Annotated in this window: 21 protein-coding genes and 1 tRNA gene; 10 read left to right on the top strand and 12 right to left on the bottom strand. The window is 33.8% G+C overall.

The window, feature by feature from the left end:
• Positions 1-18: 18 nt before the first annotated feature.
• Both N7277_RS06405 and glgP read right to left on the bottom strand, forming a co-directional pair.
• Positions 19-1002 (bottom strand): isoaspartyl peptidase/L-asparaginase family protein, encoded by a 984-nt coding sequence (locus tag N7277_RS06405; RefSeq protein ID WP_274778755.1) that lies wholly within the window; start codon positions 1000-1002, stop codon positions 19-21.
• Between the two features lie 178 nt (positions 1003-1180).
• Complete coding sequence (glgP, locus tag N7277_RS06400; protein ID WP_274778754.1) at positions 1181-2839, bottom strand: alpha-glucan family phosphorylase; 1659 nt, start codon at positions 2837-2839, stop codon at positions 1181-1183.
• Positions 2840-3047: 208 nt separating this feature from the next.
• Here glgP and N7277_RS06395 point away from each other — a divergent pair, with 208 nt between their 5' ends.
• Together N7277_RS06395 and mtaB are read left to right on the top strand one after the other, a co-directional pair.
• A complete protein-coding gene (locus tag N7277_RS06395; protein ID WP_274778753.1) occupies positions 3048-3614 on the top strand; it encodes a cysteine dioxygenase in 567 nt (188 codons plus the stop codon).
• A 196-nt stretch (positions 3615-3810) separates the two neighbouring features.
• Entirely contained in the window at positions 3811-5160 is a 1350-nt protein-coding gene (gene mtaB, locus N7277_RS06390; RefSeq protein WP_274778752.1) for a tRNA (N(6)-L-threonylcarbamoyladenosine(37)-C(2))-methylthiotransferase MtaB, read from the top strand.
• A 160-nt stretch (positions 5161-5320) separates the two neighbouring features.
• On the opposite strand, the gene N7277_RS06385 is transcribed toward mtaB, so the two are convergent.
• From N7277_RS06385 to N7277_RS06375, 3 genes are all read right to left on the bottom strand, one after another.
• Positions 5321-5965: a DUF1684 domain-containing protein gene (locus tag N7277_RS06385; protein ID WP_274778751.1), complete on the bottom strand. Its 645-nt coding sequence runs from the start codon at positions 5963-5965 to the stop codon at positions 5321-5323.
• Positions 5966-6355: a hypothetical protein gene (locus tag N7277_RS06380; protein ID WP_274778750.1), complete on the bottom strand. Its 390-nt coding sequence runs from the start codon at positions 6353-6355 to the stop codon at positions 5966-5968.
• Positions 6356-6426: 71 nt separating this feature from the next.
• On the bottom strand, positions 6427-7848 hold the full coding sequence (locus tag N7277_RS06375) for an L-serine ammonia-lyase (protein WP_274778749.1): 1422 nt from the start codon (positions 7846-7848) through the stop codon (positions 6427-6429).
• Positions 7849-8015: 167 nt separating this feature from the next.
• Here N7277_RS06375 and N7277_RS06370 point away from each other — a divergent pair, with 167 nt between their 5' ends.
• Genes N7277_RS06370 through N7277_RS06360 form a run of 3 tightly spaced genes read left to right on the top strand, consistent with a single transcriptional unit; the run spans position 8016 to position 10564 of the window.
• Positions 8016-8795 carry an MlaE family ABC transporter permease gene (locus tag N7277_RS06370; RefSeq protein WP_274778748.1) on the top strand — a complete coding sequence of 260 codons (780 nt, stop codon included), beginning with the start codon at positions 8016-8018 and terminating at the stop codon, positions 8793-8795.
• 1 nt (position 8796) lies between these two features.
• Positions 8797-9546, top strand: coding sequence for an ABC transporter ATP-binding protein (locus tag N7277_RS06365; protein ID WP_274778747.1), 750 nt, complete (start codon positions 8797-8799; stop codon positions 9544-9546).
• Between the two features lie 13 nt (positions 9547-9559).
• Positions 9560-10564, top strand: a complete 1005-nt coding sequence (locus N7277_RS06360) for an MlaD family protein (protein WP_274778746.1) — start codon at positions 9560-9562, stop codon at positions 10562-10564.
• Here N7277_RS06360 and N7277_RS06355 read toward each other — a convergent pair whose 3' ends face one another.
• The 5 genes from N7277_RS06355 to rpsO all read right to left on the bottom strand — a co-directional run bounded on the left by N7277_RS06355 (position 10565) and on the right by rpsO (position 17208).
• On the bottom strand, positions 10565-11212 hold the full coding sequence (locus N7277_RS06355; protein ID WP_274778745.1) for an alpha/beta hydrolase: 648 nt from the start codon (positions 11210-11212) through the stop codon (positions 10565-10567). It abuts the gene before it with no gap.
• 101 nt (positions 11213-11313) lie between these two features.
• Entirely contained in the window at positions 11314-11874 is a 561-nt protein-coding gene (locus N7277_RS06350; RefSeq protein WP_274780812.1) for a YceI family protein, read from the bottom strand.
• 663 nt (positions 11875-12537) lie between these two features.
• A complete protein-coding gene (locus N7277_RS06345; RefSeq protein WP_274778744.1) occupies positions 12538-14214 on the bottom strand; it encodes a formate--tetrahydrofolate ligase in 1677 nt (558 codons plus the stop codon).
• 391 nt (positions 14215-14605) lie between these two features.
• Positions 14606-16792, bottom strand: coding sequence for a polyribonucleotide nucleotidyltransferase (locus N7277_RS06340; protein ID WP_274780811.1), 2187 nt, complete (start codon positions 16790-16792; stop codon positions 14606-14608).
• Positions 16793-16938: 146 nt separating this feature from the next.
• On the bottom strand, positions 16939-17208 hold the full coding sequence (gene rpsO / locus N7277_RS06335) for a 30S ribosomal protein S15 (protein ID WP_274778743.1): 270 nt from the start codon (positions 17206-17208) through the stop codon (positions 16939-16941).
• A gap of 173 nt (positions 17209-17381) precedes the next feature.
• Between rpsO and N7277_RS06330 the strand changes: the two genes are divergently transcribed.
• Positions 17382-17957: a pyruvate decarboxylase gene (locus N7277_RS06330; RefSeq protein ID WP_274778742.1), complete on the top strand. Its 576-nt coding sequence runs from the start codon at positions 17382-17384 to the stop codon at positions 17955-17957.
• A gap of 18 nt (positions 17958-17975) precedes the next feature.
• Here N7277_RS06330 and N7277_RS06325 read toward each other — a convergent pair whose 3' ends face one another.
• Together N7277_RS06325 and N7277_RS06320 are read right to left on the bottom strand one after the other, a co-directional pair.
• A complete protein-coding gene (locus tag N7277_RS06325) occupies positions 17976-18422 on the bottom strand; it encodes a GAF domain-containing protein (RefSeq protein WP_446715099.1) in 447 nt (148 codons plus the stop codon).
• 13 nt (positions 18423-18435) lie between these two features.
• Positions 18436-19869, bottom strand: a complete 1434-nt coding sequence (locus tag N7277_RS06320; RefSeq protein WP_274778741.1) for a TonB-dependent receptor — start codon at positions 19867-19869, stop codon at positions 18436-18438.
• A 47-nt stretch (positions 19870-19916) separates the two neighbouring features.
• On the opposite strand from N7277_RS06320, the gene N7277_RS06315 reads away from it, so the two are divergent.
• The 4 genes from N7277_RS06315 to N7277_RS06300 all read left to right on the top strand — a co-directional run bounded on the left by N7277_RS06315 (position 19917) and on the right by N7277_RS06300 (position 23015).
• A complete protein-coding gene (locus tag N7277_RS06315) occupies positions 19917-20684 on the top strand; it encodes an MBL fold metallo-hydrolase (RefSeq protein WP_274778740.1) in 768 nt (255 codons plus the stop codon).
• A gap of 70 nt (positions 20685-20754) precedes the next feature.
• Positions 20755-20836: transfer RNA gene (locus N7277_RS06310), tRNA-Leu, on the top strand.
• Positions 20837-21142: 306 nt separating this feature from the next.
• Entirely contained in the window at positions 21143-21679 is a 537-nt protein-coding gene (locus N7277_RS06305; RefSeq protein WP_274778739.1) for a YceI family protein, read from the top strand.
• A 34-nt stretch (positions 21680-21713) separates the two neighbouring features.
• The gene (locus tag N7277_RS06300; RefSeq protein WP_274778738.1) at positions 21714-23015 is read left to right on the top strand and encodes a hypothetical protein; all 1302 of its coding nucleotides are present in this window, start codon (positions 21714-21716) and stop codon (positions 23013-23015) included.
• Positions 23016-23105 lie beyond the last annotated feature (90 nt).

Raw genomic sequence — 23105 nt, 5'->3', positions numbered from 1 at the left:
GATTGCGTTTTTAAAATTCTAAATTAAGCTTTTGGCATCAATTAAAAGATTACTTTCTTGAGTGTGAACAGCGTAATTGAAACCTTTTTGCAAACAAAATGCTCCTGTTTCACCAAATTTATTGATGGCAATAAAACCAATCTGAGTGTCTTTCACATTACGGTTTTGATTCACAAAATTCTTATAAATTCTCTTCACCGCTTCTTCACAAGCCTGTTGAGGAGATTTCCCTTGTCGCATTAATTCTACCACCAAATGTGAACCGCAAGTTCTAATTACTTCTTCGCCATGACCAGTTGCTGTTGCAGCACCCACTTCATTATCTACAAAAAGTCCAGCTCCAATAATTGGAGAATCCCCAACTCTACCATGCATTTTAAAAGCCATACCAGAGGTTGTACACGCTCCAGAAAGATTTCCGTGTTTGTCTAATGCTATCATGCCAATCGTATCATGATTCTCTATATTTACCACTGGTTTATATTCTGATGTTTTGAGCCAATCTTTCCATTCTTTTTCGGATTCTGATGTGAGTAAATTCATTTTTTCAAAACCTTGAGAAACCGCAAATTGCAAAGCTCCATCACCAACTAACATGACGTGAAGTGTTTTCTCCATCACGGCTCTGGCTACAGAAATTGGATTTTTGATATGTTCTAAAGACGCAACCGAACCTATATTCGCTTTTTCATCCATAATACAAGCGTCTAGCGTTACTCTTCCGTCTCTATCTGGTCTTCCTCCGTAACCTACGCTTCTCTCATTCGGGTCGTCTTCTACCAACCTTACTCCTTTTTCTACAGCATCCAGAGCTTTTCCTCCTTGAGAAAGGACTTTCCACGCTTCTTCATTGGCTTGAATGCCAAATCTCCAAGTCGAAAGCACGACTGGTTTTCTTATTTTTTTATTTTTCGGAAGAATTTCTTCGGCTTTTAAAGGGTTTAAAGCTAAGATTGCAGATAAAATTCCTGCATTTTTCAAAAATTTTCTTCTGGTTACCATCTTACATTGACATTTTTTATAAAGTGATTATTTTACTAATGCTGAAAGATCATTTTCTGAACATTAATTCATAGCTACAAGATAAATTATTTTTTCTAATACTAAATTATTATTATACAAAAAATCTGGGGCGCTTCCAAAGGAAGCGCCCCAGACGTAAAAAATATTAATATATGGATTAATTATTATACATAATCTTGTAATATTCATCAGCCATTCTATCAGAATTGAACTGCTCTTTTACATCATCCATTGCATTTTTCACTACTTGTCTCCACTCATCTGGTCTTTCGTAGTACATTGGTAAGATTTGGTTTTCTAAGATGTCATACAATTGGTTCATATCATAATTGTCTACATCGAAAACGCTCATGTTCGCATAATCTGCTTTTGGCACTACAAAAGAGTTTACGCCATTTTTTGCAAATTCTGGAATCCAACCATCGTCTGTAGAAAGGTTTACTGAAGCGTTCATAGAAGCCGTCATACCAGAAGTACCAGAAGCTTCTCTAGGAACTCTTGGGTTGTTTAACCAAACATCAGAACCTTGTTTTAGAGATTTACTTAATGACAATTCATAACCCGTAAGTACTGCCATGTTTTTATGATTTTTACTTTCTTCAACCAGGTTGTTAAAAGTAGAAATTGCTGAGTAATCTACTGGATAAGGTTTTCCTGCAAAAATAATCTGCACTGGATATTTCTTGTTTTCCAATAATTTTCTGAATCTTTCTTTGTCTTGTAACAATAAATCTGCTCTTTTATATCCTGCAAATCTTCTTGCCCAAACCATGGTGAATACTTTAGAATCAAACAATTTACCACATTGGTCTGCTACAATTCTGAAAGTTCTCTTTTTAAGGTATTTTTTTCTAAAATCGAATTCTTCGTCTTCTCTTTCTTCTCTAGCGTTATAGAGTGGTTTATCTGCCCAATATTTGAAATCTTGTGCATTGGTAATTGCTTTAATCTCGCAAATTCCCGGATATTTACCCCACATTTCGTTAGAAACTACACCGTGTAACTGAGAAACTCCATTTGCGATTCTTGCCATTCTCAAAGCACACAATGAGTGGTTAAATTGGTCATTATCTTGTCCTTCTAGTTTCTTCACTTCTTCTAAGCTTAAGCCAGAGAAATAAGACATCTGGTGACAAAGGTGTACGTTATGCTTCTCGTTTCCAGCTTCTTCTGGAGTGTGTGTGGTGAAAACCAGTCTTTCTTTTACTTTTTCTAAATCTCCACCGAATTTTTTCAATAAATAGAATGCTGCTGGTAAACCGTGCGCTTCGTTTAAGTGATATACTTCTCTTTCTAGGTTTAACTCGTCTAATAATTTAGCTCCACCTTTTCCTAGAAGAATGTATTGTGCCAATTTTGTAGATTCATTAGCATCATATAATCTGTGGCAGATGGTTTTAGAAACGTGGTCATTTTCTGGCACATCTGTAGAAAGTAAAAAGATAGGTGCAGTTTTAAACGTTTCTGGGTTCAGGTACATTACTTTTACCCAAACTGGCGCATCGTGAATGTCAATTTGGAATTTAATCCCTGTATCTTCCAAGAAGCTGTACATTTTCTTAGTCCAAACTGGATTAAGCGTTTGATCGTGATTTCTGGCTTGGTCATAATAACCAAATTTCCACAAAATACCTATTCCGATGGTGTCTTGCTTAAGATTATAAACACTTCTCATGTGAGAACCTGCCAAAAATCCTAAACCTCCACTGTATATTTTCAATGCTTGATCAATGGCAAATTCCATCGAAAAATACGCAACTTTCTTGCTGTAATTCGGGTTGATGCTATATGGCATCTGATAATTTCTAAAATCCATTATTCTCGTTTCTTTAAAATCAGGTGCAAAGGTATTATTTTTTTAGAAAACTGAGGCGGAATGTATGTTAAGAATAAAAACTTTGATAAAAATCATAAATTCTTTTATAAAATCAGCAATCTTGCATGATGTAAATCATCTCAAAATAGGTGTCACAAAACACAGTTTTTAATAATTTTACCAACTGAAAATCATGCTTGTAAAAATTATGGAAAGAACAATGACTAAACCCCTAGCCCAAACTTTAGAAGACTTAAAAAATGTCTCGGCAGACTTTAATACCGTTGTAGAAAACCTATTCGAATTCAGTTTCGAAGAGTACAAAATTAATGAACTAGATGTTCCTGCCAAAACGTATAAAAGATTCCCTGTTTTTAACAATGAAAATGCTGTAGCTATTCTTATGTTATGGGGCGCTCAAAATAAAACAGCGATTCATGACCACAAAAACTACGAGGGAAAAATAAAAGTACTCAAAGGTGAATTAACCGAAGTGTATTATAAAGAAACAAAAGATTTTATAGAATATGAAGGCGCTGGTGTAGCCATGGAAGGTATTTCTTTTGCTGAAGAAATGGGTGGAATTCACAGCATTGTGAACAATAAACCTACACTATCAGTAAGTTTACATATTTACAAAACCAATCAACTGAACCTTAGTGGAGTAAGAATCTTTGACTTAGAGCACAAAAAGTGGGCCGTTTTAAACGACAAAGCGCCATCTTGCACTTGGAACTTACCAGAAGAAGCTTTTGAAAAAATTTATCAACTATAAAACAAAACATCAAAGCTATTAAAACTTAAAACTCTATTTTCCAATTAATCCACAAATCATATTGTTTGTGGATTTTTTATTTAACCTCTGCAAAGAGCATAAAATTTGAAGACAATTTTGGCACTCTTCATCAATGAAAAGAACATTATACAAATTCTAACTTAAAATTTTTCCGTAAATTTGCACCCAATTTATTATGGAAAATTTCACTACAAAAACCGCTGCTTTTCACACGCTGGGTTGCAAACTGAACTTTGCAGAAACCTCTACTATTGCTAGACAATTAACTGGTGCAGGTTACCAAAAAGTAAGTTTTGACGATGCTGCGAATGTTTATATCATCAACACCTGTTCTGTAACCGATAATGCAGACAAGGAATGTAAACTTCACGTAAAACGCGCGATGAAAGCTAATCCTGATGGTTTGGTGGTGATTGTGGGTTGTTATGCCCAGTTAAAACCTGAAGAAATTTCTGCGATTGAAGGCGTAGATTTAGTTTTGGGAGCCAAAGAAAAATTCAATATTCTAAGCTATTTGGATGATTTAGAAAAAACTGAACATCACGCTCAAGTTCACTCTTGCGAAATAGAAGAAACCGATTTTTTCATCGGGAGTTATTCTGTTGGCGACAGAACCAGAGCTTTCTTAAAAGTGCAAGACGGTTGCGATTATAAATGTACCTATTGCACGATTCCTTTGGCTAGAGGAATTTCTAGAAGTGACACCGTAGAAAACGTAGTGAAAAATGCCAAAGAAATTGCCGAAAAAGACATCAAAGAAATTGTTTTGACGGGGGTAAACATTGGCGATTACGGAAAAGGTGAATTTGGCAATAAAAAACACGAACATACTTTCCTAGATTTGGTGAAAGAACTCAATAAAGTAGAGGGAATTGAGAGAATTAGAATTTCTTCTATAGAACCAAATTTATTGAAAGACGAAACCATAGATTTGGTAGCTGAAAGCAAGAGTTTTGTACCGCACTTCCATATTCCGTTGCAAAGTGGAAGTGATGATTTGCTCAAAAAAATGAAGCGAAGATACCTCACCAAATTGTACAGCGACAGAGTTTCTAAAATTAGAGAAGTAATGCCAGATGCTGCGATTGGTGTAGATGTGATTGTAGGATTTCCAGGAGAAACCGAAGAGAAATTTTTAGAAACCTATAACTTCATCAATCAACTGCCGATCACCTATTTACACGTTTTCACGTATTCTGAAAGAGAAAATACCGAAGCGGTAGAAATGGAAGGTATAGTGCCGATTGCAGAACGTAAAAAACGCAACAAAATGCTCAGAATTCTTTCTGAGAAAAAGAAAATGGCATTTTACCAAACACAATTAGGGAAAACCTTACCTGTACTTTGGGAACACGAAGAAAAAGATGGAAAAATGTTTGGCTTCACCGAAAATTATGTGCGAGTTCAGAAACCTTTTGACGCGAGTTCAATCAACCAAATAGAAATGGTAAAACTGGATAAAATTCAACCAGACGGAACCGTTTCTATCTCTCCTATTTTTGAGGAATTTCTATCGAAAGTTTAGGGAATGTTCCTGTTACAAATAATATCAGATTTTTAATAAATAAAAAATTCAAAATTTATTTTCCTCTATTCAAAGAAAGTAAATTTTGAATTTTTGCTTTATGCAACCTTTTGAGATTCTCACATCTCATGTCTAGTCTCTAGAATCTAATATCTGGAGATTAATGCTCAAACCAAACATCCTGATACTTTACACCCGCTTCTATAGGTAACTGCAACCAGTTATTCTGAGGAACAATTGGGCAACTGTAATCCGTAGCGTTATAAGCACAAAAAGGATGATAAGCTTTATTAAAATCAATAATTAATTCATCATTTTGAGGAATTCTTAAATCCAAATATCTTCCGCCACCATACGTATCTTTTCCGTTGGTCTCGTCTCTGAAAGGCAAGAACAAATAATCTTGATATTCTGGGTCATCTAACAAAGCTAAACTTTGATAAACCGTTAACACTTGTTCTATTCCATTTAGTGTGAAATAGGCTTTCCCGAATTCTCTGTATTTTTTGGTTCTTCCAGACGAAGTAGGAATTTCAAAAGGAACCGCGTTTTCAGTTTTTACCAATTTCGCTTTTACACGATAGGTTAAATCGATAGGAAAAAACGGATGAGATTTGAATTTCTTGAAATTAGAGCCACGCAAAGGTGTTTCTTCTTCTGTTTTGTATTCTCTATTAAGTTCTTTTTGGAACGTTTCGATTTCTAGAATTTCGGCAGGAAATTGTTTTTTGTCGGTTTTATTTTTAAGACCTTGACCAAAGGCAAAACTTGAAACTAAGAGTAAAAGTAAGTAAATCTTCTTCATTTAAATTAATTTTATAGTATAAACATCGCTTTCATTTCTATCAATATCGGTGACCAGAAAACCTCCTTCTTGTGGAATTTCTTCTACAAAATCAAAGATTTTGCAATCCTTAGGCAATCCAGAAAAAATAAGGGTAAACCAATATTCTTTCACAGGCGGAACTTCCGTCCAATAAGGAAACATCGAGATATTTTCCCAGAATAAAAGTTGGCTTCTGTGCCCCGTAAATTTATCCACCAAGAACGTGGTGCGCCAAATTCTCACCAGATTTCCAATCAAATAATTATTTTGAAAACCACAGTGCACAATGACTTGCTTCTCTTCCTCGAATTTAGTGTCGAGTTGTGAGAGCAATTCCGGAGCAATATTGGGTTTGATAATGGTAGCCATTGATAAAAATTGAACGGCACAAGTTAAGAATTTTTAGAAAATAAATGGAGGTTATCTTCCTCAAAATTTCATTAACATTCTGCCACGTTCACGGCAACTGCTAAACCACCTTCAGAAGTTTCTTTGTACTTAGAATTCATGTCAAGAGCGGTTTCCCACATAGATTTAATCACATCATCCAGAGAAACTCTGGCTTTAGAAGGATCGCTTTCTAGCGCGATATGACAAGCGGTAATTGCTTTCATGGCGCCCATAGAATTTCTCTCAATACACGGGATCTGAACCAATCCACCAATTGGGTCGCAAGTCAAACCTAGGTGATGTTCCATAGCAATTTCTGCCGCCATCAAAACCTGAGCAGGAGTTCCGCCCGAAATTTCTGTCAAACCAGCTGCAGCCATAGCAGAAGAAACGCCGATTTCTGCTTGGCAACCTCCCATTGCTGCAGAAATGGTTGCATTTTTCTTGAAAAGCGTACCAATTTCTCCCGCTACTAAAATAAATCTGATGATATCTTCCTCTGAATTGAATTCTGTAAAGGTTTGAGAATACATGAGCACCGCAGGAATTACACCACTCGCTCCGTTAGTTGGCGCAGTGATAATTCTACCAAAACTGGCGTTTTCTTCGTTTACTGCCAATGCAAAACACGAAATCCAACGGGTAATTTGATTGAAATTTTTAGGAGAATTTTTTACCGCAGCAAACCATTCGTCTATATTTTTGTAAATAACATCTTCGCCTAATAATTTTCTGTTAAAATCAGCAGCTCTTCTCGTTACATTAAGTCCACCTGGTAAAACCCCTTCTTTGTTAACGCCTTTGTAAATGCATTCTTTGATTTGTTGCCAAATATAGAGCGCTTCACTTCTAGTTTCTTCTTTGGTTCTCCAAGCTTCTTCATTGATGTACACCAAATCAGAAAGTCTCTGTACACCTAATTTTTCACAATATTTTGAAATATCTTCCCCTTTATGACAAGGATAAGGTGTTCTGATACAGTGACTTTCAATAGAATTATCTTCTTGTGTAGCTACAAAACCACCTCCTACAGAATAATAATCTTTTTCTAAAATTTCGCCATTGTTAAAAACCGCTTTGAAAATCATTCCATTTGGGTGAAAATCTAAAGATTCTTGCATATTGAGTACCAAATGCTTCCCATAAATAAAAGGAATTTCTTTTTCAGCTCCTAAAATCAATTTCCCAGAATTTTTGATTTCAGCAATTTTAGCATCTATTTTATCGGTATCTATTTTTTTAAAATTTTCACCGCTTAGACCCAGCATTCCGGCAATATCTGTTCCGTGACCGATTCCTGTTTTGGCAAGCGAGCCAAAAAACTCCACATACACTTCTGCCACTTCTGAAATCTGGTGATTTCTTCTGATTTCGCTCAGAAACATTTCCGCTGCATTCCAAGGTCCCATCGTATGAGACGAAGACGGCCCAATTCCTACTTTTATGATTTCAAAAACCGAAATACTCTCCATATTGATTATTGATAATGATTTTTACAAAGATAAAATTATTAGGCAAACCATAAAATAATCTGTATTAAAATCCTATTAATGATTGTAATTCTTTTCAAATTATTCACAATAAGTTTAAGTATAAATCAATAATTATCAGTAAATTTGATAAAAGCTTAAATGTTATTATGAAAGTTTTTTATCAAATATCACAATCTTTAAAAAACTTCATCGTAGAGATAGGCGAAATGAGCTATTTCAGCATAAGATTTTTAAAAGAATTTTATAAAAGACCTTATGAATTTCAAGAATTTCTGAAACAGTGTTACAGCATTGGTAACCGCTCACTTTTTCTAGTTTCTGTTACGGGATTTATCATCGGTTTAGTATTCACTTTACAAACCCGTCCTACCTTAATGGAATTTGGGGCTGTTTCTTGGATGCCTTCTATGGTTAGTATTTCTATCATTAGAGAAATCGGTCCGATTATTACTGGGCTGATTTGCGCAGGGAAAATAGGCTCTGGAATAGGTGCAGAAATAGGTTCTATGCGCGTAACCGAACAGATAGACGCTATGGAAGTCTCTGGAACCAATCCTTTTAAATATTTAGTGGTGACCAGAATTCTTGCTACTACTGCCATGTTACCGATTTTGGTTTTTTACAGTGATTTCATTGCGATTTTCGGGTCTTATTTGGTAGAAAATTTAAAAGGTGATGTTTCTTTTTTACAATATTTTAATCAAGTTTTTGACAATATAGAATTTAGTGATTTACTTCCTGCAACCATCAAGACTTTTTTCTTTGGTTTTGCCATAGGAATGGTAGGTTGCTTCAAAGGATACCAGTGTAAATCTGGAACAAGAGGTGTAGGAATTGCTGCCAATTCTGCGGTGGTTTACTCCTCTATGTTATTGTTTATTATCGATTTTATCGCCGTATTGATTACTAATATTTTTATAGAATAAGATGAACCCTAATTCTGCACATGAACCGATTATCAAAATTGAAAATCTCTATAAAAAATATGGAGACAATGTGGTTTTGGACGGCTTCAACCTTAATCTCTATCAAGGAGAAAACCTTGTGATTATGGGAAAATCTGGTTCTGGAAAATCGGTGATGATAAAATGCCTGATTGGTTTAGAAATTCCTGACAGTGGCAGTATAGAAATTATGAGCCAAAAATTAGAGCATCTTTCTCTGAAAGATTTAGATGAAATAAGAGCAGACATTGGATTTTTATTTCAGGGAAGTGCGCTTTATGATTCTATGACGGTGAGAGAAAATCTAGAGTTTCCGCTCAGAAGACATATTGCTAAACTAGGAAATGTTAAAGATACTTTGCCATTGGTAGAAGAAGCGCTACAAAATGTAGGACTCAAAAATGTGATTGATTTAATGCCGAATGAACTTTCTGGTGGTATGAAAAGAAGAGTTGCTCTTGCCAGAACGCTTATTCTGAAACCGAAAATCATCATATATGATGAACCTACTACAGGTCTAGACCCTATTACTTCAAAAGAAATTATCTTGCTCATGAAATCTGTGCAAGAAAAATATAAAACCTCATCTATCATCATTACGCATGATGTAGACTGTGCTAGAGTTATTGCTAATAGAATGATTTTACTGATTGACGGAAAAAATTATGCAGAAGGAACATTTGCCGAACTTTCCACTTCACAAGACCCAAAAGTAAAAGCATTTTTTAAATAAGTTTTTTAAACACATGGAAAAATCAGTTGCTCAAAAATTAAGACTCGGAATATTTGTTATCCTCGGAACCATCATTTTTATTTTGGCTGTTTATTTTATTGGAAACAGACAGCAATTTTTTGGTAAAACCGAAACCTTACAAGCGCATTTCGAAAATGTAAATGGATTACAAGAAGGAAACAATGTTCGTTTTTGTGGAATTAATGTGGGCTATGTTAAAAAGATAGAAATCATAAACGATACACTCATTAATGTAGAAATGAACATTGACAAAAGTGCCATGAAATTCATCAAAAATAATTCGATTGCCAGCATTACTTCTGATGGTTTGGTAGGAAATATGATTGTAAATATCACACCGAGTTCAGAAAATGCTGCCCTTGCTAAATCTGGAGATATTCTAAAAGCCGAAGAAAGACTCACAACAGAGGATTTGCTTAAAACCCTTAACAAAACCAATAACAATGCAGAACAAATCACTACTAATATTCTAGAAGTTTCTAAAAAAATAAATAATGGAACAGGAACGCTCAGTATGTTACTTAATGACAAAACCCTAAGTCAAGATGTGAAATATGGAATTTCTGACCTTAAAAACAGTATTGCAAACATTAAGAAAACAAGTTACGAAACAACTAGAACCATCAATGAAGTAAATAAAATTCTAGCAGGAATTAATGATAAAGAAAACATTGTTGCGGTGCTTAAAGATTCTGCCATGGCTAATAAAATGAGAAGAGCACTTACTCACCTTGATGAATCTTCTCAAAACATCAATCAAACCGTAGTCAATCTAAACGAAACCATCAGCAATGCTAAAAACGGAAAAGGCGCCATCAATTACCTTTCTAACGATGCCAATTTGGTGAAAAATATAGACTCTACGATGAATAACCTAAATCAGGCAAGTGTTTTATTGAACCAAAATCTAGAAGCATTGAAGCATAATATTTTCTTCAGAGGTTATTTTAAAAAATTGGAAAAAGAGAAACAAAAAGCTCAGAAAGGCCAGAAATAATTACTCATTGAAAACTTCTTCTAAAATTTTAGAAACTTCCTTGGCTTTAGTCACTGGAAAAAGATGCGTTCCGCCTTTTATGACATAATTAGGTTTAGAATTTTTCACAGGAAAAACAATGTCTTTATCTGCTAAAATTTGGATAACGTTTTTATCTTCTTCGTGTTTCCATTCTAAAATTTTATTGATGCTCCATTTCAGATAAGTAGGATTTTGTACCTTGAAATATTGCCAAAGTTTAGGATTATTTGGGTCAAATAATTTCCTAAAAAAGGCATATGATTTTATGGTTTTTTCAGAGAAATAACTTTCGGGAAGTTTAGCAAAAATCCTAGAGCTTTTGGCTAGATAGAAAGTAATAGACATTTCTTTATCAGATTTTATACTTCCCAGAATCACTACTTTTTCTGCAGGTTTCAGTTTGTGGATTTCTTGCACCATAATCCCTCCAAAAGAGTACCCTAGGAGACAAAATTTTTCATTAGGATTTACCTTTTCAGCCATTCTATTGACATAGTTTTCGAAACTTTCATTGTAATTAGGAATTAGCCAATCAATGTAGATAATTTCGGTAAATTTTTTAGGAAAATGAATGTATTCAAAAATACTTCCATCTGCTCCCAATCCACTAATGACATATAATTTCATCTGATTATTAGTTTAGAAATACTGTATAAATTTACAGATTAAAAACAAAAAATCCTAAAGAAATTTTCTTTAGGATTCTCTAAAAACACAATTGAAAAAAACTATTTCGCTGTTAATTTAACAACCAAATCTATATCGTCTTTTACTACTACATCTTGCATAGTAGATTTATAAGCTATGTCCCATTTCTGTCTATCGATAGTAAATTTATCAGATTCTAAAGTTACTACACCGCTTTTAACTGAAATTTTAGCTGGGAAAGAAACTACATTAGTTTTACCTTTAGCAGTAAGGTTTCCTGTAACTACGCTTTTACCATTAGCTCCTTTTTTTACAGAAGTAATTTTGAAAGTAGCAGTAGGATATTTATCAACTTCGAAGAAATCACCAGTCTTAAGGTGACCGTTTAATTTTTGTTGATACTCACCTTGTAAGTCAGTAGCGTTAATAGAAGTCATATCTAATACGAAAGTACCTCCTACTAAACTGTTGTTTTTAACTACTACTGTTCCGTTTTTCACGTTTACTGTTCCATCGTGAGAAGAAGCTTCAGTTTTAGCTAACTTATACCCCCACCAGTGAACGTCAGAAGAAACTACTTTTTTAGCTTGTCCGAAAGCTAACCCAGAAACTAATACTAATGCTAGTGCAATTTTTTTAATCATAATCTTTTTATTTTTTTAATGAGACAAAAGTAGTCTTAATTATGATGCAAAGTCATTGATGTATGTTAAGAAATTTCAATTTCTGATTTTGATGCTTTCTATTTGAAAAAAAAACTTCGCTTGAATGGCTCAAGCGAAGTCTAACATAAAAACTTAAAAATTATGAAAATAGTTATAAAATTGAGACTTTAAAAAAAGCCATCTACATTTTATAAGTTATTATCTTTCATTTCATAAAGTTATCGTTTTTATCTGAAATATTCAAAAAATAATCATCTGAGTTTTATCATTAAAAAGCTCCCGAAAGTTAAAATAACATCTCGAGAGCTAAAAAATTAAATAATTGAGAAAACTGATTTATGTTGAAACTATAGTGTTATAGCGTAGATTTTACTTGCGGTTTAGATTTCTTGTTCAAAAATCTATTCACTATATAATTAATTGCGATAGGAGCTACATAAGCTAATATTGCTGTGAATATTTTTGATTTAACATTTTTCATAATTGAGTTCTTATTTTTCGTGCTAGGTTATTTTACTGACACAAAGATTCTACAAATCCATGAAAATTATTTTACAGAATTCCAATAAATGTTTATAGAATTTCACAAAAAAACCGACTTTACAAAAAGTCGGTTTGCTATTTTATATGGTCTAAAGATTAGCTTAAGCCAGTAATTACGCCATCTTTGTCTATATTCATTCCTTCTGCTGCTGGAATGCTTGGTAAACCAGGCATTCTCATCATATCCCCCAAAATTGGAATAATGAATCCTGCTCCTGCTGCAAATTCAAATTCACGAACGGTTACTTTGAAACCAGTTGGTCTTCCGATTTTTTTCTCATCATCAGTTAAAGATTTTTGAGTTTTTGCCATACAAATCGGTAACTTATCCAGTCCAAGTTCATAAATTGATTTTAATTGATTTTTAGCTTTCTGAGAAAATACAGCGTTGTCTGCCCCATAAACTTCTTTGGCAATTGTTTCGATTTTGTGTTCCACAGAATCTTCTACATTATATAAAGGTTTAAAATTATTACCACAATTAAAAGCACAGCTCGCCACTTCTTCTGCAAGTGCTTTCATGCCTTCTCCACCCATCGTAAATTCATCTGCCAAAATAGCTTTTACCCCTAGTTTTTCGCATTCTGCTTTTACAAAATTAATTTCTTCTTCTGAATCTGTTGCAAAATGATTAATCGCCACAATTGGTTTTAATTGCCATTTAAAGCCGTTTTCGATATGTTTTTTAAGGTTTTCAATGCCTTTTTCTACTGCTGCGAGATTCGGTTTTTCGTATTCGCCTTTTTTAGCACCACCGTGATATCTTAAAGCTCTAATAGTAGCCACCAAAACATAAGCATCCGGTTTTAAATTCCCATAATATCCTTTGATATGCATGAATTTTTCTGCTCCTAAATCTGCTCCGAAACCTGCTTCTGTTACAACAAAATCTGCTAAAGAAAGTCCCATTTTAGTTGCGATAATCGTGTTAGTTCCTTGCGCAATATTCGCAAAAGGTCCGCCATGAAGAATCGCAGGATTGCCTTCTAAAGTTTGAACTAAATTCGGACGAATGGCATCTTTTAATAAAATCGCCATCGCTCCTTGAGCATTTAAATCTCTGGCGTAAATTGGTTTTTTGTCAAAAGTATAGCCTACAAAAATATTTCCTAATCTGTTTTTTAGATCCTCGAAATCTTTAGAAAGACAAAGAATCGCCATCACTTCTGATGCTGGTGTAATATTGAAACCTTCTTCACGCGTAATTCCGTTATTAGAACCGCCTAAACCTACTACTATATGACGAAGACTTCGGTCGTTCATATCCATTACACGTTTCCAAACTATGGTTCTAGGGTCTATATTTAGGCTTCTTTTTTTATCTTGAAGATTATTATCAATCAATGCAGAAAGTAAATTATTGGCTTTTTCTACCGCCGAAAAATCTCCTGTAAAATGCAGATTAATGTCTACCATAGGAATTACTTGTGCGTAACCACCACCTGCAGCTCCTCCTTTTATCCCGAAAACTGGGCCTAAACTTGGCTCACGTAAAACAGCGATCGCTTTTTTACCGATTTTATTCAAGCCATCACACAAACCTACAGAAACGGTGGTTTTACCTTCGCCAGCTGGAGTGGGATTAATAGCCGAAACTAAAATCAATTTAGACTTTTTTATATTCTCTTCGTTGATGTATTTCAAAGGGATTTTTGCCTTGTATTTCCCGTAATACTCTAAATCTTCTCGGTCTATGCCGATTTTGTCTGCAATTTCTCTAATATGTTTAATATCTGCTGATTGCGCTATTTCTAAGTCTGTAGGAAAGCTCATAATATTTTAATTTGTTTATTCTCAAAAATACAAGAATTTGACTAAACCATAAAAATTTTACAGTTGAGATTTATCAGCCACTAAAAAATGAGAATATTTTTTATGTTTTGATAGATTTAACTAAATAATATCAATACTATCTAAAGAAAAATAACAATCTATGAATACACTCCGAAAAACATTTTTAATTTTTTCTAAAAAATTCATCAAAAAATTATACAAAAGTGTAATTGAATCGCAAAAAGGAGACCCCTATTTTTGAAAATCTAAAAGTAAAAATATGAAGGCTATTAAACTACAATTTAAAAAAATTCTGAATAGACTTTTGGAATATTACAGCGTGAAAGAAACGTAATAAAAAACTCCACTCAAATTGAGTGGAGTTTTTGTTTTATGCTTGTTCTGTTGGTTGTTCTCCTTGTGGTTTTGGAGCGTCTCCTTCAGTTCTAGGCTTTTGTTCTGGTCTTGGTGGTCTTGGTAAAAGTACTTTTCTAGAAAGTCTCATTTTTTTACGATCATCATACCCCATAAATTTCACTTCTACTTCATCACCTTCAGCATAAGGAACTTTATCTAATCTCTTCCATTCGATCTCTGAGATGTGTAGTAAACCTTCGGTTCCTTTAGCAATCGCTACGAAAGCACCGAAATCCATTACTTTTACTACTTTACCTTTATACACTGTTCCTACAACTGGCACGAAAGTAATTTCGTTAATTCTAGCAATAGCAGCATTGATTTTCTCACGGTCAGTTCCAGAGATTTCAATTCTACCAATCTCTCCCATTTCTTCAATAGAGATTACAGTATCTGTATCTTTCTGAAGCTGTTGGATAATTTTACCACCAGGTCCAATTACAGCACCGATGAAATCTTTAGAAATTTCTAAAATTTCCATTTTCGGAGCGTGAGGTTTCACATCTGCTCTTGGCTTATCGATGGTTTTAAGGATTTCTCCTAAAATATGTAATCTACCTTCTCTTGCTTGGTTTAATGCAGTTTCCATGATATCCATTGTTAAACCTTGGATTTTGATATCCATTTGACAAGCGGTAATTCCGTCTGCAGAACCTGTTACTTTGAAGTCCATATCACCCAAGTGATCTTCGTCTCCTAAAATATCAGAAAGTACAGTGAATTTACCAGATTTAGGATCAGTAATTAATCCCATTGCAATACCAGAAACTGGTTTTGTAATTTGTACACCAGCATCCATTAATGCAAGAGTTCCTGCACAAACAGTAGCCATAGAAGAAGAACCGTTAGATTCTAAAATATCTGAAACTACTCTGATGGTATATGGATTTTCGTGAGGAATCATTCCTGCTAAAGCTCTTTGAGCTAAGTTTCCGTGACCAACTTCTCTTCTTGAAGTTCCTCTTAGAGGTCTTGCTTCACCCGTTGAGAATGGTGGGAAATTATAATGTAAGAAGAATTTTTCGTCATAATTGATGGCAACAGAATCTACCATGTTCGCATCTTTTACAGAACCTAAAGTTACCGCTGTAAGAGATTGCGTTTCACCTCTGGTAAAGATTGCAGAACCGTGAGCTCCTGGTAAATAATCGATTTCTGACCAAATCGGACGAATTGTTTTAGGATCTCTACCATCTAATCTGATTCCTTCGTTTAGAATCATTTGTCTCATTGCTTCTTTTTCTACATCATGGTAGTAAATTTTAGCAAATGGTTCTACGTCTGCTCTTTCTTCTTCTGAATATTGAGAAAGAAATTCTTCTAAAACAGCAGCAAATTTTTCGTGTCTTTCTTCTTTTGCAGAAGGAGTTTTTGCTACGTTGTAAACTTTATCATAACATTCTGCCCAAACTTTCTCACGAATTTCTTCGTTGTGCGTTTCGTGGCAGTATTCTCTTTTGGTTTGAGATGCAGGAATTCTCGCTGCTAATCTTTCTTGTGCTTCGATTTGAACTTTAATTTCTTCGTGAGCGTATTTAATCGCTTCTAGCATTTCTGCTTCAGAAATTTCTTTCATTTCACCTTCTACCATTACGATAGAATCTTTGGTAGCACCTACCATAATATCTAAATCTGCTTTTTTAAGATTTTCGATACTTGGGTTGATAGAAAGTTGACCATCAATTCTTACTACTCTTACTTCAGACATTGGCCCATTAAAAGGAATATCTGTAATCGCAATTGCAGCAGAAGCGGCTAAACCAGCTAAAGCTTCTGGCATTACTTCTTTGTCGTAAGAAATTAGGGAAATCATTACCTGAACTTCTGCGTGGAAATCTTCTGGGAAAAGTGGACGAAGTACTCTGTCTACTAATCTCATGGTAAGAACCTCATCATCAGAAGGTTTAGTTTCTCTTCTAAAGAAATTTCCTGGGATTTTACCACCTGCGTAGAACTTTTCTCTGTAATCTACTGTAAGAGGTAAGAAATCTACCCCTGGATTTGCGTCTTTGTTGGCTACAACTGTTGCTAAAAGCATTGTTCCACCACATTTTACTACTACAGAACCATTAGCTTGTTTTGCTAATCTTCCTGTTTCAATGGAGACTTCTCTCCCGTCTTTTAATTGAAATTTTTCAATAATTGCTTCTGGAGCATTCATAAAATTTACTGTCTTGTGCAATCCGTATTGATTGCGTTAATATTTAAACTTTTTAAATTTTCGATGGCAAAGATACGGAATTTAAAAAAGTTATAACAAAAAAGCAACTCAAAATTGAGTTGCTTCTTAAATTTTCTTGTATCTGATTATTTTCTGATTCCTAATTCAGCAATAATTGCTCTATAACGAGAAATTTCAGTTTTCTTAAGATAATCTAACAATCTTTTTCTTTTACCTACTAATTTTACTAGAGATTTCTCAGTAGCATAATCTTTGTGGTTTTTCTTTAAGTGACCAGACAAATGGTTAATTCTGAATGTGAATAAAGCGATTTGTCCTTCTGCAGAACCAGTGTTTGCAGCGTTTCCTCCGTGTTTAGCGAAGATTTCTTGTTTTTTCTCAGATGTTAAGTACATGCCAATATTATTTAATGATTATTATGTAACGAGGTGCAAAAGTACAACTTTATTTTTAAACCGAAAAATTTATTCCCATATTCTAAAGACATTTCTATAATAATGTTAACAAATTCTTAAATTCTATAATTAACTTACTGAAATTCTGCGTAAATTTGCCACATCTTTTTGATATGAAAAAAATTCTATTCTATGGTTTAGCGGCAAGCCTTATCATCATAAGTTGCAAAAATTTCGGAAGCTCCTTGGTGAAGCTTAACCACTCTATTAAGCTAAAACATGTAGATAGAATTGTCTATTTTGACCCAGAGGTTTATCCTGATTTCGAAGGAATAAAAGAGCCTACTAATAATGTTATTTACAGTGCTGTCTCTGATGAACTGAACAATTATGGCAATTATAAAATCATGCACATCAATAATGCTAACATTAAATATGACAGCGTAGATGTGAATATGATTAAAGAATCTTGTCTAAATAACGGTGCAGAAATTGCCATTGTTCCGAAGGTGAAATATTTTAAAGTAGGTCTTGGAAAATATGTTTTTTCTAATCAAGTCATCATTAGCATGAAAATGTATAATAATGATGGAGAATTGGTAATAGAAAACTCTTATGACACCTATAAAGGAAGTGGCAGATTATTGGGCAGTGCAGAAAATTCCATAAAAATAGGCACCGCAAATGTCATCAAAAACATGATTACTGAACTAAGAAGCAGGAATATGACTACTCCTGCTTCTGAATAATTTTCTATTTATAGAATTTTATAAAATCTTTGCCAATTCTGCACATAACCATTCTAGCAGTTCTCTATCTTCTTCTGTAAAAGGGTCTTTTTTGTGAGAATCTATATCTATTTGACCAATATTTTTACCATCTTTAATAATAGGAACTACAATTTCTGCTTTGGTTTCTAGCGAACAAGCCAAATAATTATCTTGCTCCCAAACATCTGGCACTACAAAAGTTTCATTTGAAACGGCAACTTGTCCACAAATCCCTTTACCAAAAGGAATTACAGTGTGATCTGTAGCCGCACCAACATAAGGCCCTAAAACCAATTCTTCTTTATCGCCATTTCTAAAATAAAAACCAGTCCAATTAAAATAATCAAACTCCTGGTCTAGAAGATGACAAATTTTCTCTAATTTTTCGTTGGTATTGTGACTTGGGCTTTCAATAATAGATGAAAGTCTTTTTTTAATTTCCATAATTTTTAAATTTTTAATATTCCTCGAATGTAATATCTTCTTTGTAACCGAACATTCCTCTTTCTTTAATCATCTCTGCTACACCATCTGGCAGCTGTTCTTCCCAGCCAGATTCGCTATTCGAAATTTTCTGCAAAATCTCTCTGGAATAAATTTCGGAATGCTCTGGATTATAATCTTTAATATCCACAATTCTTCTATTATGTTTAAAATATTTATATAACTCTTTGAGATTATCATTTACTTTTAAGTTATCAGATGTGAGCAGTTCATGTGTTTTAGGATCTTTATAAGGATACAGATATACTCTTACATCTTTTTTAAAGAACTTACCGAATGCTTCTAATATTCCACCAGAAAGATGTTTGTAATAATCTTCATCAAAAACCATCAATAAATTATTTACGCCCATTGCAATTCCGGTATACCTTACATTATAAGAAGTGAAATAATCTACCAACTTATAATATTCTGAGAAATTAGAAATCATTACAGTATAACCCAGTTTCGCCAGAACATCTACTCTATCGAGAAAGTCTCTTTCATCTAAATTCCCAGAGGCTTTGAGGTTAGAAACAGTAATTTCGAAAAGAATAACGGTATCTTCGGGATTTCCCTCAGTATCTTTTTGGAACATTTTAAGACCGTTTTCGAACATATCTACATTAACCAGAGTTACTGGTCTAAAACTTCCTCTTACCGCAAAAACATCTTTTTTGTACAATAAATCTGCTGGAAGCATGTTTTTACCTTCAGAATTGAAGATTACTGCTTCCGTCATAGAATTTTTAATCAGCTGAAGACTCATCAAGCGATTATCTACGTAAGGAAAAGCAGGCCCTTGAAAATCAATCATGTCAATTTCAATTTTATCAATCGAAATATCATCATACAAACTTTTGATTAACCTTCTAGGATTATCATACAGATGAAATGCTCCATACACTAGATTTACCCCAAGATTTCCTAAGGTCTCTTGCTGAAGCGTAGCATCGTTTTCTTTAAATTTCACATGCAATACAATTTCGCTGTACTCTTGACCAGGTTGCGCTTGAAACATAATGCCTACCCAACCGTGTCCTAAAAAGGTCTTTTGGTAGTTAATCGTAGTTACTGTATTCGCGAAAGAGAAAAATTTACGATGTGAATTTTCTTCATTATCTAAACGCTCTTGAATAAGACCCACTTCATGACGAAGCATTTTTTTCAGTCTATTCTGAGTTACATATCTATTTTTTTCTTCTTTACCATATATAGCATCACTATAGTCCTTATCATAAGCAGACATTGCTTTTGCAATCGTTTGAGAAGCTGCTCCAGCTCTAAAGAAATGACGAACAGTCTCTTGCCCCGCTCCAATCTCTGCAAAAGTACCATATATATTAGGGTCTAAATTGATTGCTAAAGCTTTTTGTTTAGGAGTAAGATATTGCTTAATTATAGACATGAATAAAATTTTGCGTAAATTTACCAAAATCTCACAAAAACCCAAAAATGAAGTTGAAATTTCTAGGAACTGGTACTTCACAGGGCATGCCGGTGATTGGCTCTACTCATCCTGTTTGTTTATCTACTAATCCTAAAGACAAAAGACTAAGGTCATCTGTCATGATTACTGATGATGATGGGAAAAAGATCCTCATTGATTGTGGCCCAGATTTTCGTCAACAAATGCTATCCAACCAAGAGAGTAATGTAGACGCATTATTAATCACCCATGAACACAATGACCATGTTATTGGGTTAGATGATTTACGCCCTATTATTTTCCAAAAAAGAAAAGATATTTCCATTTACTGCTTACCCAGAGTAGGAAAAGAGATCCAAAATAGGTTTCCATATGCTTTTACAGAAGATAAATATCCAGGAGCTCCGAGTTTTGAAATCACAGAAATAGGAAATAAGCCTTTTATTATAGAAAACACAGAAATCATTCCTATACAAGTTATACATTATAAACTACCGATTTTAGGTTATAAGTTCAAAAATCTCGCTTATATAACAGATGCAAGCTTCATCTCAGAAGAAGAGCAAGAAAAACTAAAACATTTAGACGTTCTTATTATTAATTGTTTAAGAAAAGATGATCCACATGTTGCACATTATATATTACCAGAAATTCTAGAATTGGTTGAAAAACTACAACCAAAAACCACATATCTTACTCATATTAGCAACAGATTTGGCTTCCATGATGAGATAGAAGCCATAACACCTGCGAATATCCATCCTGCGTATGATGGGCTAGAAATAGAGTTTTAAGAAAATATTTTCTTGAAATTTTCTTTTTTTACATTAAAATTATTTTATATTTGCACCACCAATTTTTAATGCCCAGTTGGCGGAATTGGTAGACGCGCTAGACTCAAACTCTAGTATCGAAAGATGTGCCGGTTCGATTCCGGCACTGGGTACAAAAAGAGAACTCTTCAATAGAGTTCTCTTTTTTTTTGGCAATAATTCAAATTTTATTGTCAAAATCAAAACAATCCTTAAAAGTCCTTTGATTTCTGTGCCAATTCAATATTTTTCAATATTAAAACACATGACAATAATCATCTTTATAGCAAATATTATTATGAATTTCATAAGAATACAAGCTGATTGACAAATATCATATAAATATTTTAGAAAATTTTAGGAATTATTCAAAATTTAGATATATCTTTGTCTAAGAAAAATTCAACAATTCATAATAAAATTTTAAAAAAATAAAAATAATGAAAAATTTAGCAAAAACATTTAATCGAGTATTTATCTTACTTTCACTTTTAGTAGTAACTGCTTTTTATGCACAAAGCGTTACTGGAAAATCTTTCAAAGTTGCAGTAAACGGAACGTCTCCAATGCATGATTGGACTATGACTTCTACATCTGCTGTTTTCACTGGTACAGTAAGTGGTAATGCAATTACTAATGTAAAATTTGTAATGGCTAGCAAAAACTTAAAAAGTGAAAAAGGTAAAATGATGGACAATAAAGCTTACAAAGCTTTAAAAGCTGACGCAAACCCTAATATTACTTTCACTGCCGCTTCATTACCTGTTGGAAAAAGTAGCGTAGCTGGTAAATTAAGTATTGCTGGAGTTACTAGAAATGTAAGCATTACAGTAAATGTAGAGAAAAATGGTAATTCTTATAAAATTACTGGGTCTGAAAGTTTAAAAATGTCTGAATATGGCATGGAAACTCCAGGATTCTTAGGTGTAAATACTGGCGACGCTGTTACAGTTAATGTAAATATCGTAGCGAACTAATAATAAATATGAATAACAATTAAATAAAAAAAGTATGAAAACTTTATGGATTAAAACCGCTGTTCTTTCAACTGTATTAACAAGCACAGCTTTCTATGCACAAGAAACAGACATGAGAGATTATCTAGCTCCTGAAAAAGCTACAAGAAACGTATTCGAAGACCCTAAAGCAGAAACTCCTGAATACAATGGAGTAAAAGTAAGCATTGGTGGTGACTTCGCATTACAATTCCAATCTCTAGATCATAGCACAAAAGGAACTACTGCAGCTCCACTTGTAACTATGGGTTCTGATTTCAACTTACCTACTGCTAACTTAGATATCAATGCATACTTAGCTAAAGGTGTTAAAATGCACTTAAGAACTTATCTTTCTGCAAGACACCATAACGAAGCTTGGGTAAAAGGTGGTTATATTCAAATTGATAACTTAGATTTCATTTCTCAAGGATTCTTAAGTGGTCTTATGAAAAATACAAGAATCAAAGTTGGTATGGATGAATTAAACTACGGTGATTCTCACTTCAGAAGAACTGATAACGCAGAAGCTATCAACAACCCATTCGTAGAAAATAATATTATGGATTCTTTCACCACTCAAGCTTTTGGTGAAGTTTACTACTACACTAATGGATTCATGGGTATGGTAGGTTTATCTAACGGTAAATTAAACCAATCTGCTGTAAAAGGAACAAGTGATAACGCTCCTTCTATCTACGCAAAACTTGCTTATGACAAACAAATTAGCGAAGATTTAAGATTCAGATTATCAGGTTCTATCTTAAAAACTAATGGTTTAAACACTAACGGTAAATTATATGGTGATGACAGAGGTGGTTCTAGATACTACTATGTATTATTAACTACAGCTGATGCTATGGGAACTTCTAACCCTTCAACTGGTAGATTCAACCCTGGTTTCCAAGAAATGACTGCTATCCAAATTAACCCATTCATTAAATATCAAGGTTTAGAATTCTTTGGTACTTATGAACACGCTTCTGGTAACAAATTAGTAAACGCTACAACTAAAAGAAGTTCTGATGGTGCATACAACCAAATCGCAGCTGAATTACTTTACAGATTCGGTGGAAAAGAACAATTCTATGTAGGTACTAAATATAACACTGTAAGTGGTAAAGATTATGACGGTGCTGCTGAAAGAAAAATCGATCGTTTCAACTTAGCTGGTGGTTGGTTAATGACTAAAAACATTATGGCTAAATTAGAATACGTAAACCAAACTTACGATAAAAGCGCTGCTTGGGGTACAACTTCAGCACTATACGGAGGTAAATTCAATGGTGTAGTTTTCGAAGCTACTATCGGATTCTAATCTAAAACGAAATAGAAGAATGAAAGAAAGGGGCATCTATTGCCCCTTTTTTAATGATAAAAATCAAAATTTTTTAACTATATTTTTTCG

The organism is Cloacibacterium sp. TD35 (assembly GCF_028864635.1).
Classification (GTDB): domain Bacteria; phylum Bacteroidota; class Bacteroidia; order Flavobacteriales; family Weeksellaceae; genus Cloacibacterium.
This window is presented reverse-complemented; position numbering and strand designations above follow the sequence as displayed.

Coding starts and splice junctions, on each gene's coding strand:
- N7277_RS06320 (WP_274778741.1), bottom strand. CDS start 19,869: ATGTCTATAATTAAGCAATATCTTACTCCTAAACAAAAAGCTTTAGCA.
- N7277_RS06365 (WP_274778747.1), top strand. CDS start 8,797: ATGAACCCTAATTCTGCACATGAACCGATTATCAAAATTGAAAATCTC.
- N7277_RS06380 (WP_274778750.1), bottom strand. CDS start 6,355: ATGGCTACCATTATCAAACCCAATATTGCTCCGGAATTGCTCTCACAA.
- N7277_RS06340 (WP_274780811.1), bottom strand. CDS start 16,792: ATGAATGCTCCAGAAGCAATTATTGAAAAATTTCAATTAAAAGACGGG.
- N7277_RS06305 (WP_274778739.1), top strand. CDS start 21,143: ATGAAAAATTTAGCAAAAACATTTAATCGAGTATTTATCTTACTTTCA.
- N7277_RS06405 (WP_274778755.1), bottom strand. CDS start 1,002: ATGGTAACCAGAAGAAAATTTTTGAAAAATGCAGGAATTTTATCTGCA.
- N7277_RS06375 (WP_274778749.1), bottom strand. CDS start 7,848: ATGGAGAGTATTTCGGTTTTTGAAATCATAAAAGTAGGAATTGGGCCG.
- N7277_RS06355 (WP_274778745.1), bottom strand. CDS start 11,212: ATGAAATTATATGTCATTAGTGGATTGGGAGCAGATGGAAGTATTTTT.
- N7277_RS06300 (WP_274778738.1), top strand. CDS start 21,714: ATGAAAACTTTATGGATTAAAACCGCTGTTCTTTCAACTGTATTAACA.
- N7277_RS06345 (WP_274778744.1), bottom strand. CDS start 14,214: ATGAGCTTTCCTACAGACTTAGAAATAGCGCAATCAGCAGATATTAAA.
- N7277_RS06330 (WP_274778742.1), top strand. CDS start 17,382: ATGAAAAAAATTCTATTCTATGGTTTAGCGGCAAGCCTTATCATCATA.
- mtaB (WP_274778752.1), top strand. CDS start 3,811: ATGGAAAATTTCACTACAAAAACCGCTGCTTTTCACACGCTGGGTTGC.
- N7277_RS06370 (WP_274778748.1), top strand. CDS start 8,016: ATGAAAGTTTTTTATCAAATATCACAATCTTTAAAAAACTTCATCGTA.
- N7277_RS06315 (WP_274778740.1), top strand. CDS start 19,917: ATGAAGTTGAAATTTCTAGGAACTGGTACTTCACAGGGCATGCCGGTG.
- N7277_RS06395 (WP_274778753.1), top strand. CDS start 3,048: ATGGAAAGAACAATGACTAAACCCCTAGCCCAAACTTTAGAAGACTTA.
- N7277_RS06325 (WP_446715099.1), bottom strand. CDS start 18,422: ATGGAAATTAAAAAAAGACTTTCATCTATTATTGAAAGCCCAAGTCAC.
- N7277_RS06360 (WP_274778746.1), top strand. CDS start 9,560: ATGGAAAAATCAGTTGCTCAAAAATTAAGACTCGGAATATTTGTTATC.
- glgP (WP_274778754.1), bottom strand. CDS start 2,839: ATGGATTTTAGAAATTATCAGATGCCATATAGCATCAACCCGAATTAC.
- rpsO (WP_274778743.1), bottom strand. CDS start 17,208: ATGTACTTAACATCTGAGAAAAAACAAGAAATCTTCGCTAAACACGGA.
- N7277_RS06385 (WP_274778751.1), bottom strand. CDS start 5,965: ATGAAGAAGATTTACTTACTTTTACTCTTAGTTTCAAGTTTTGCCTTT.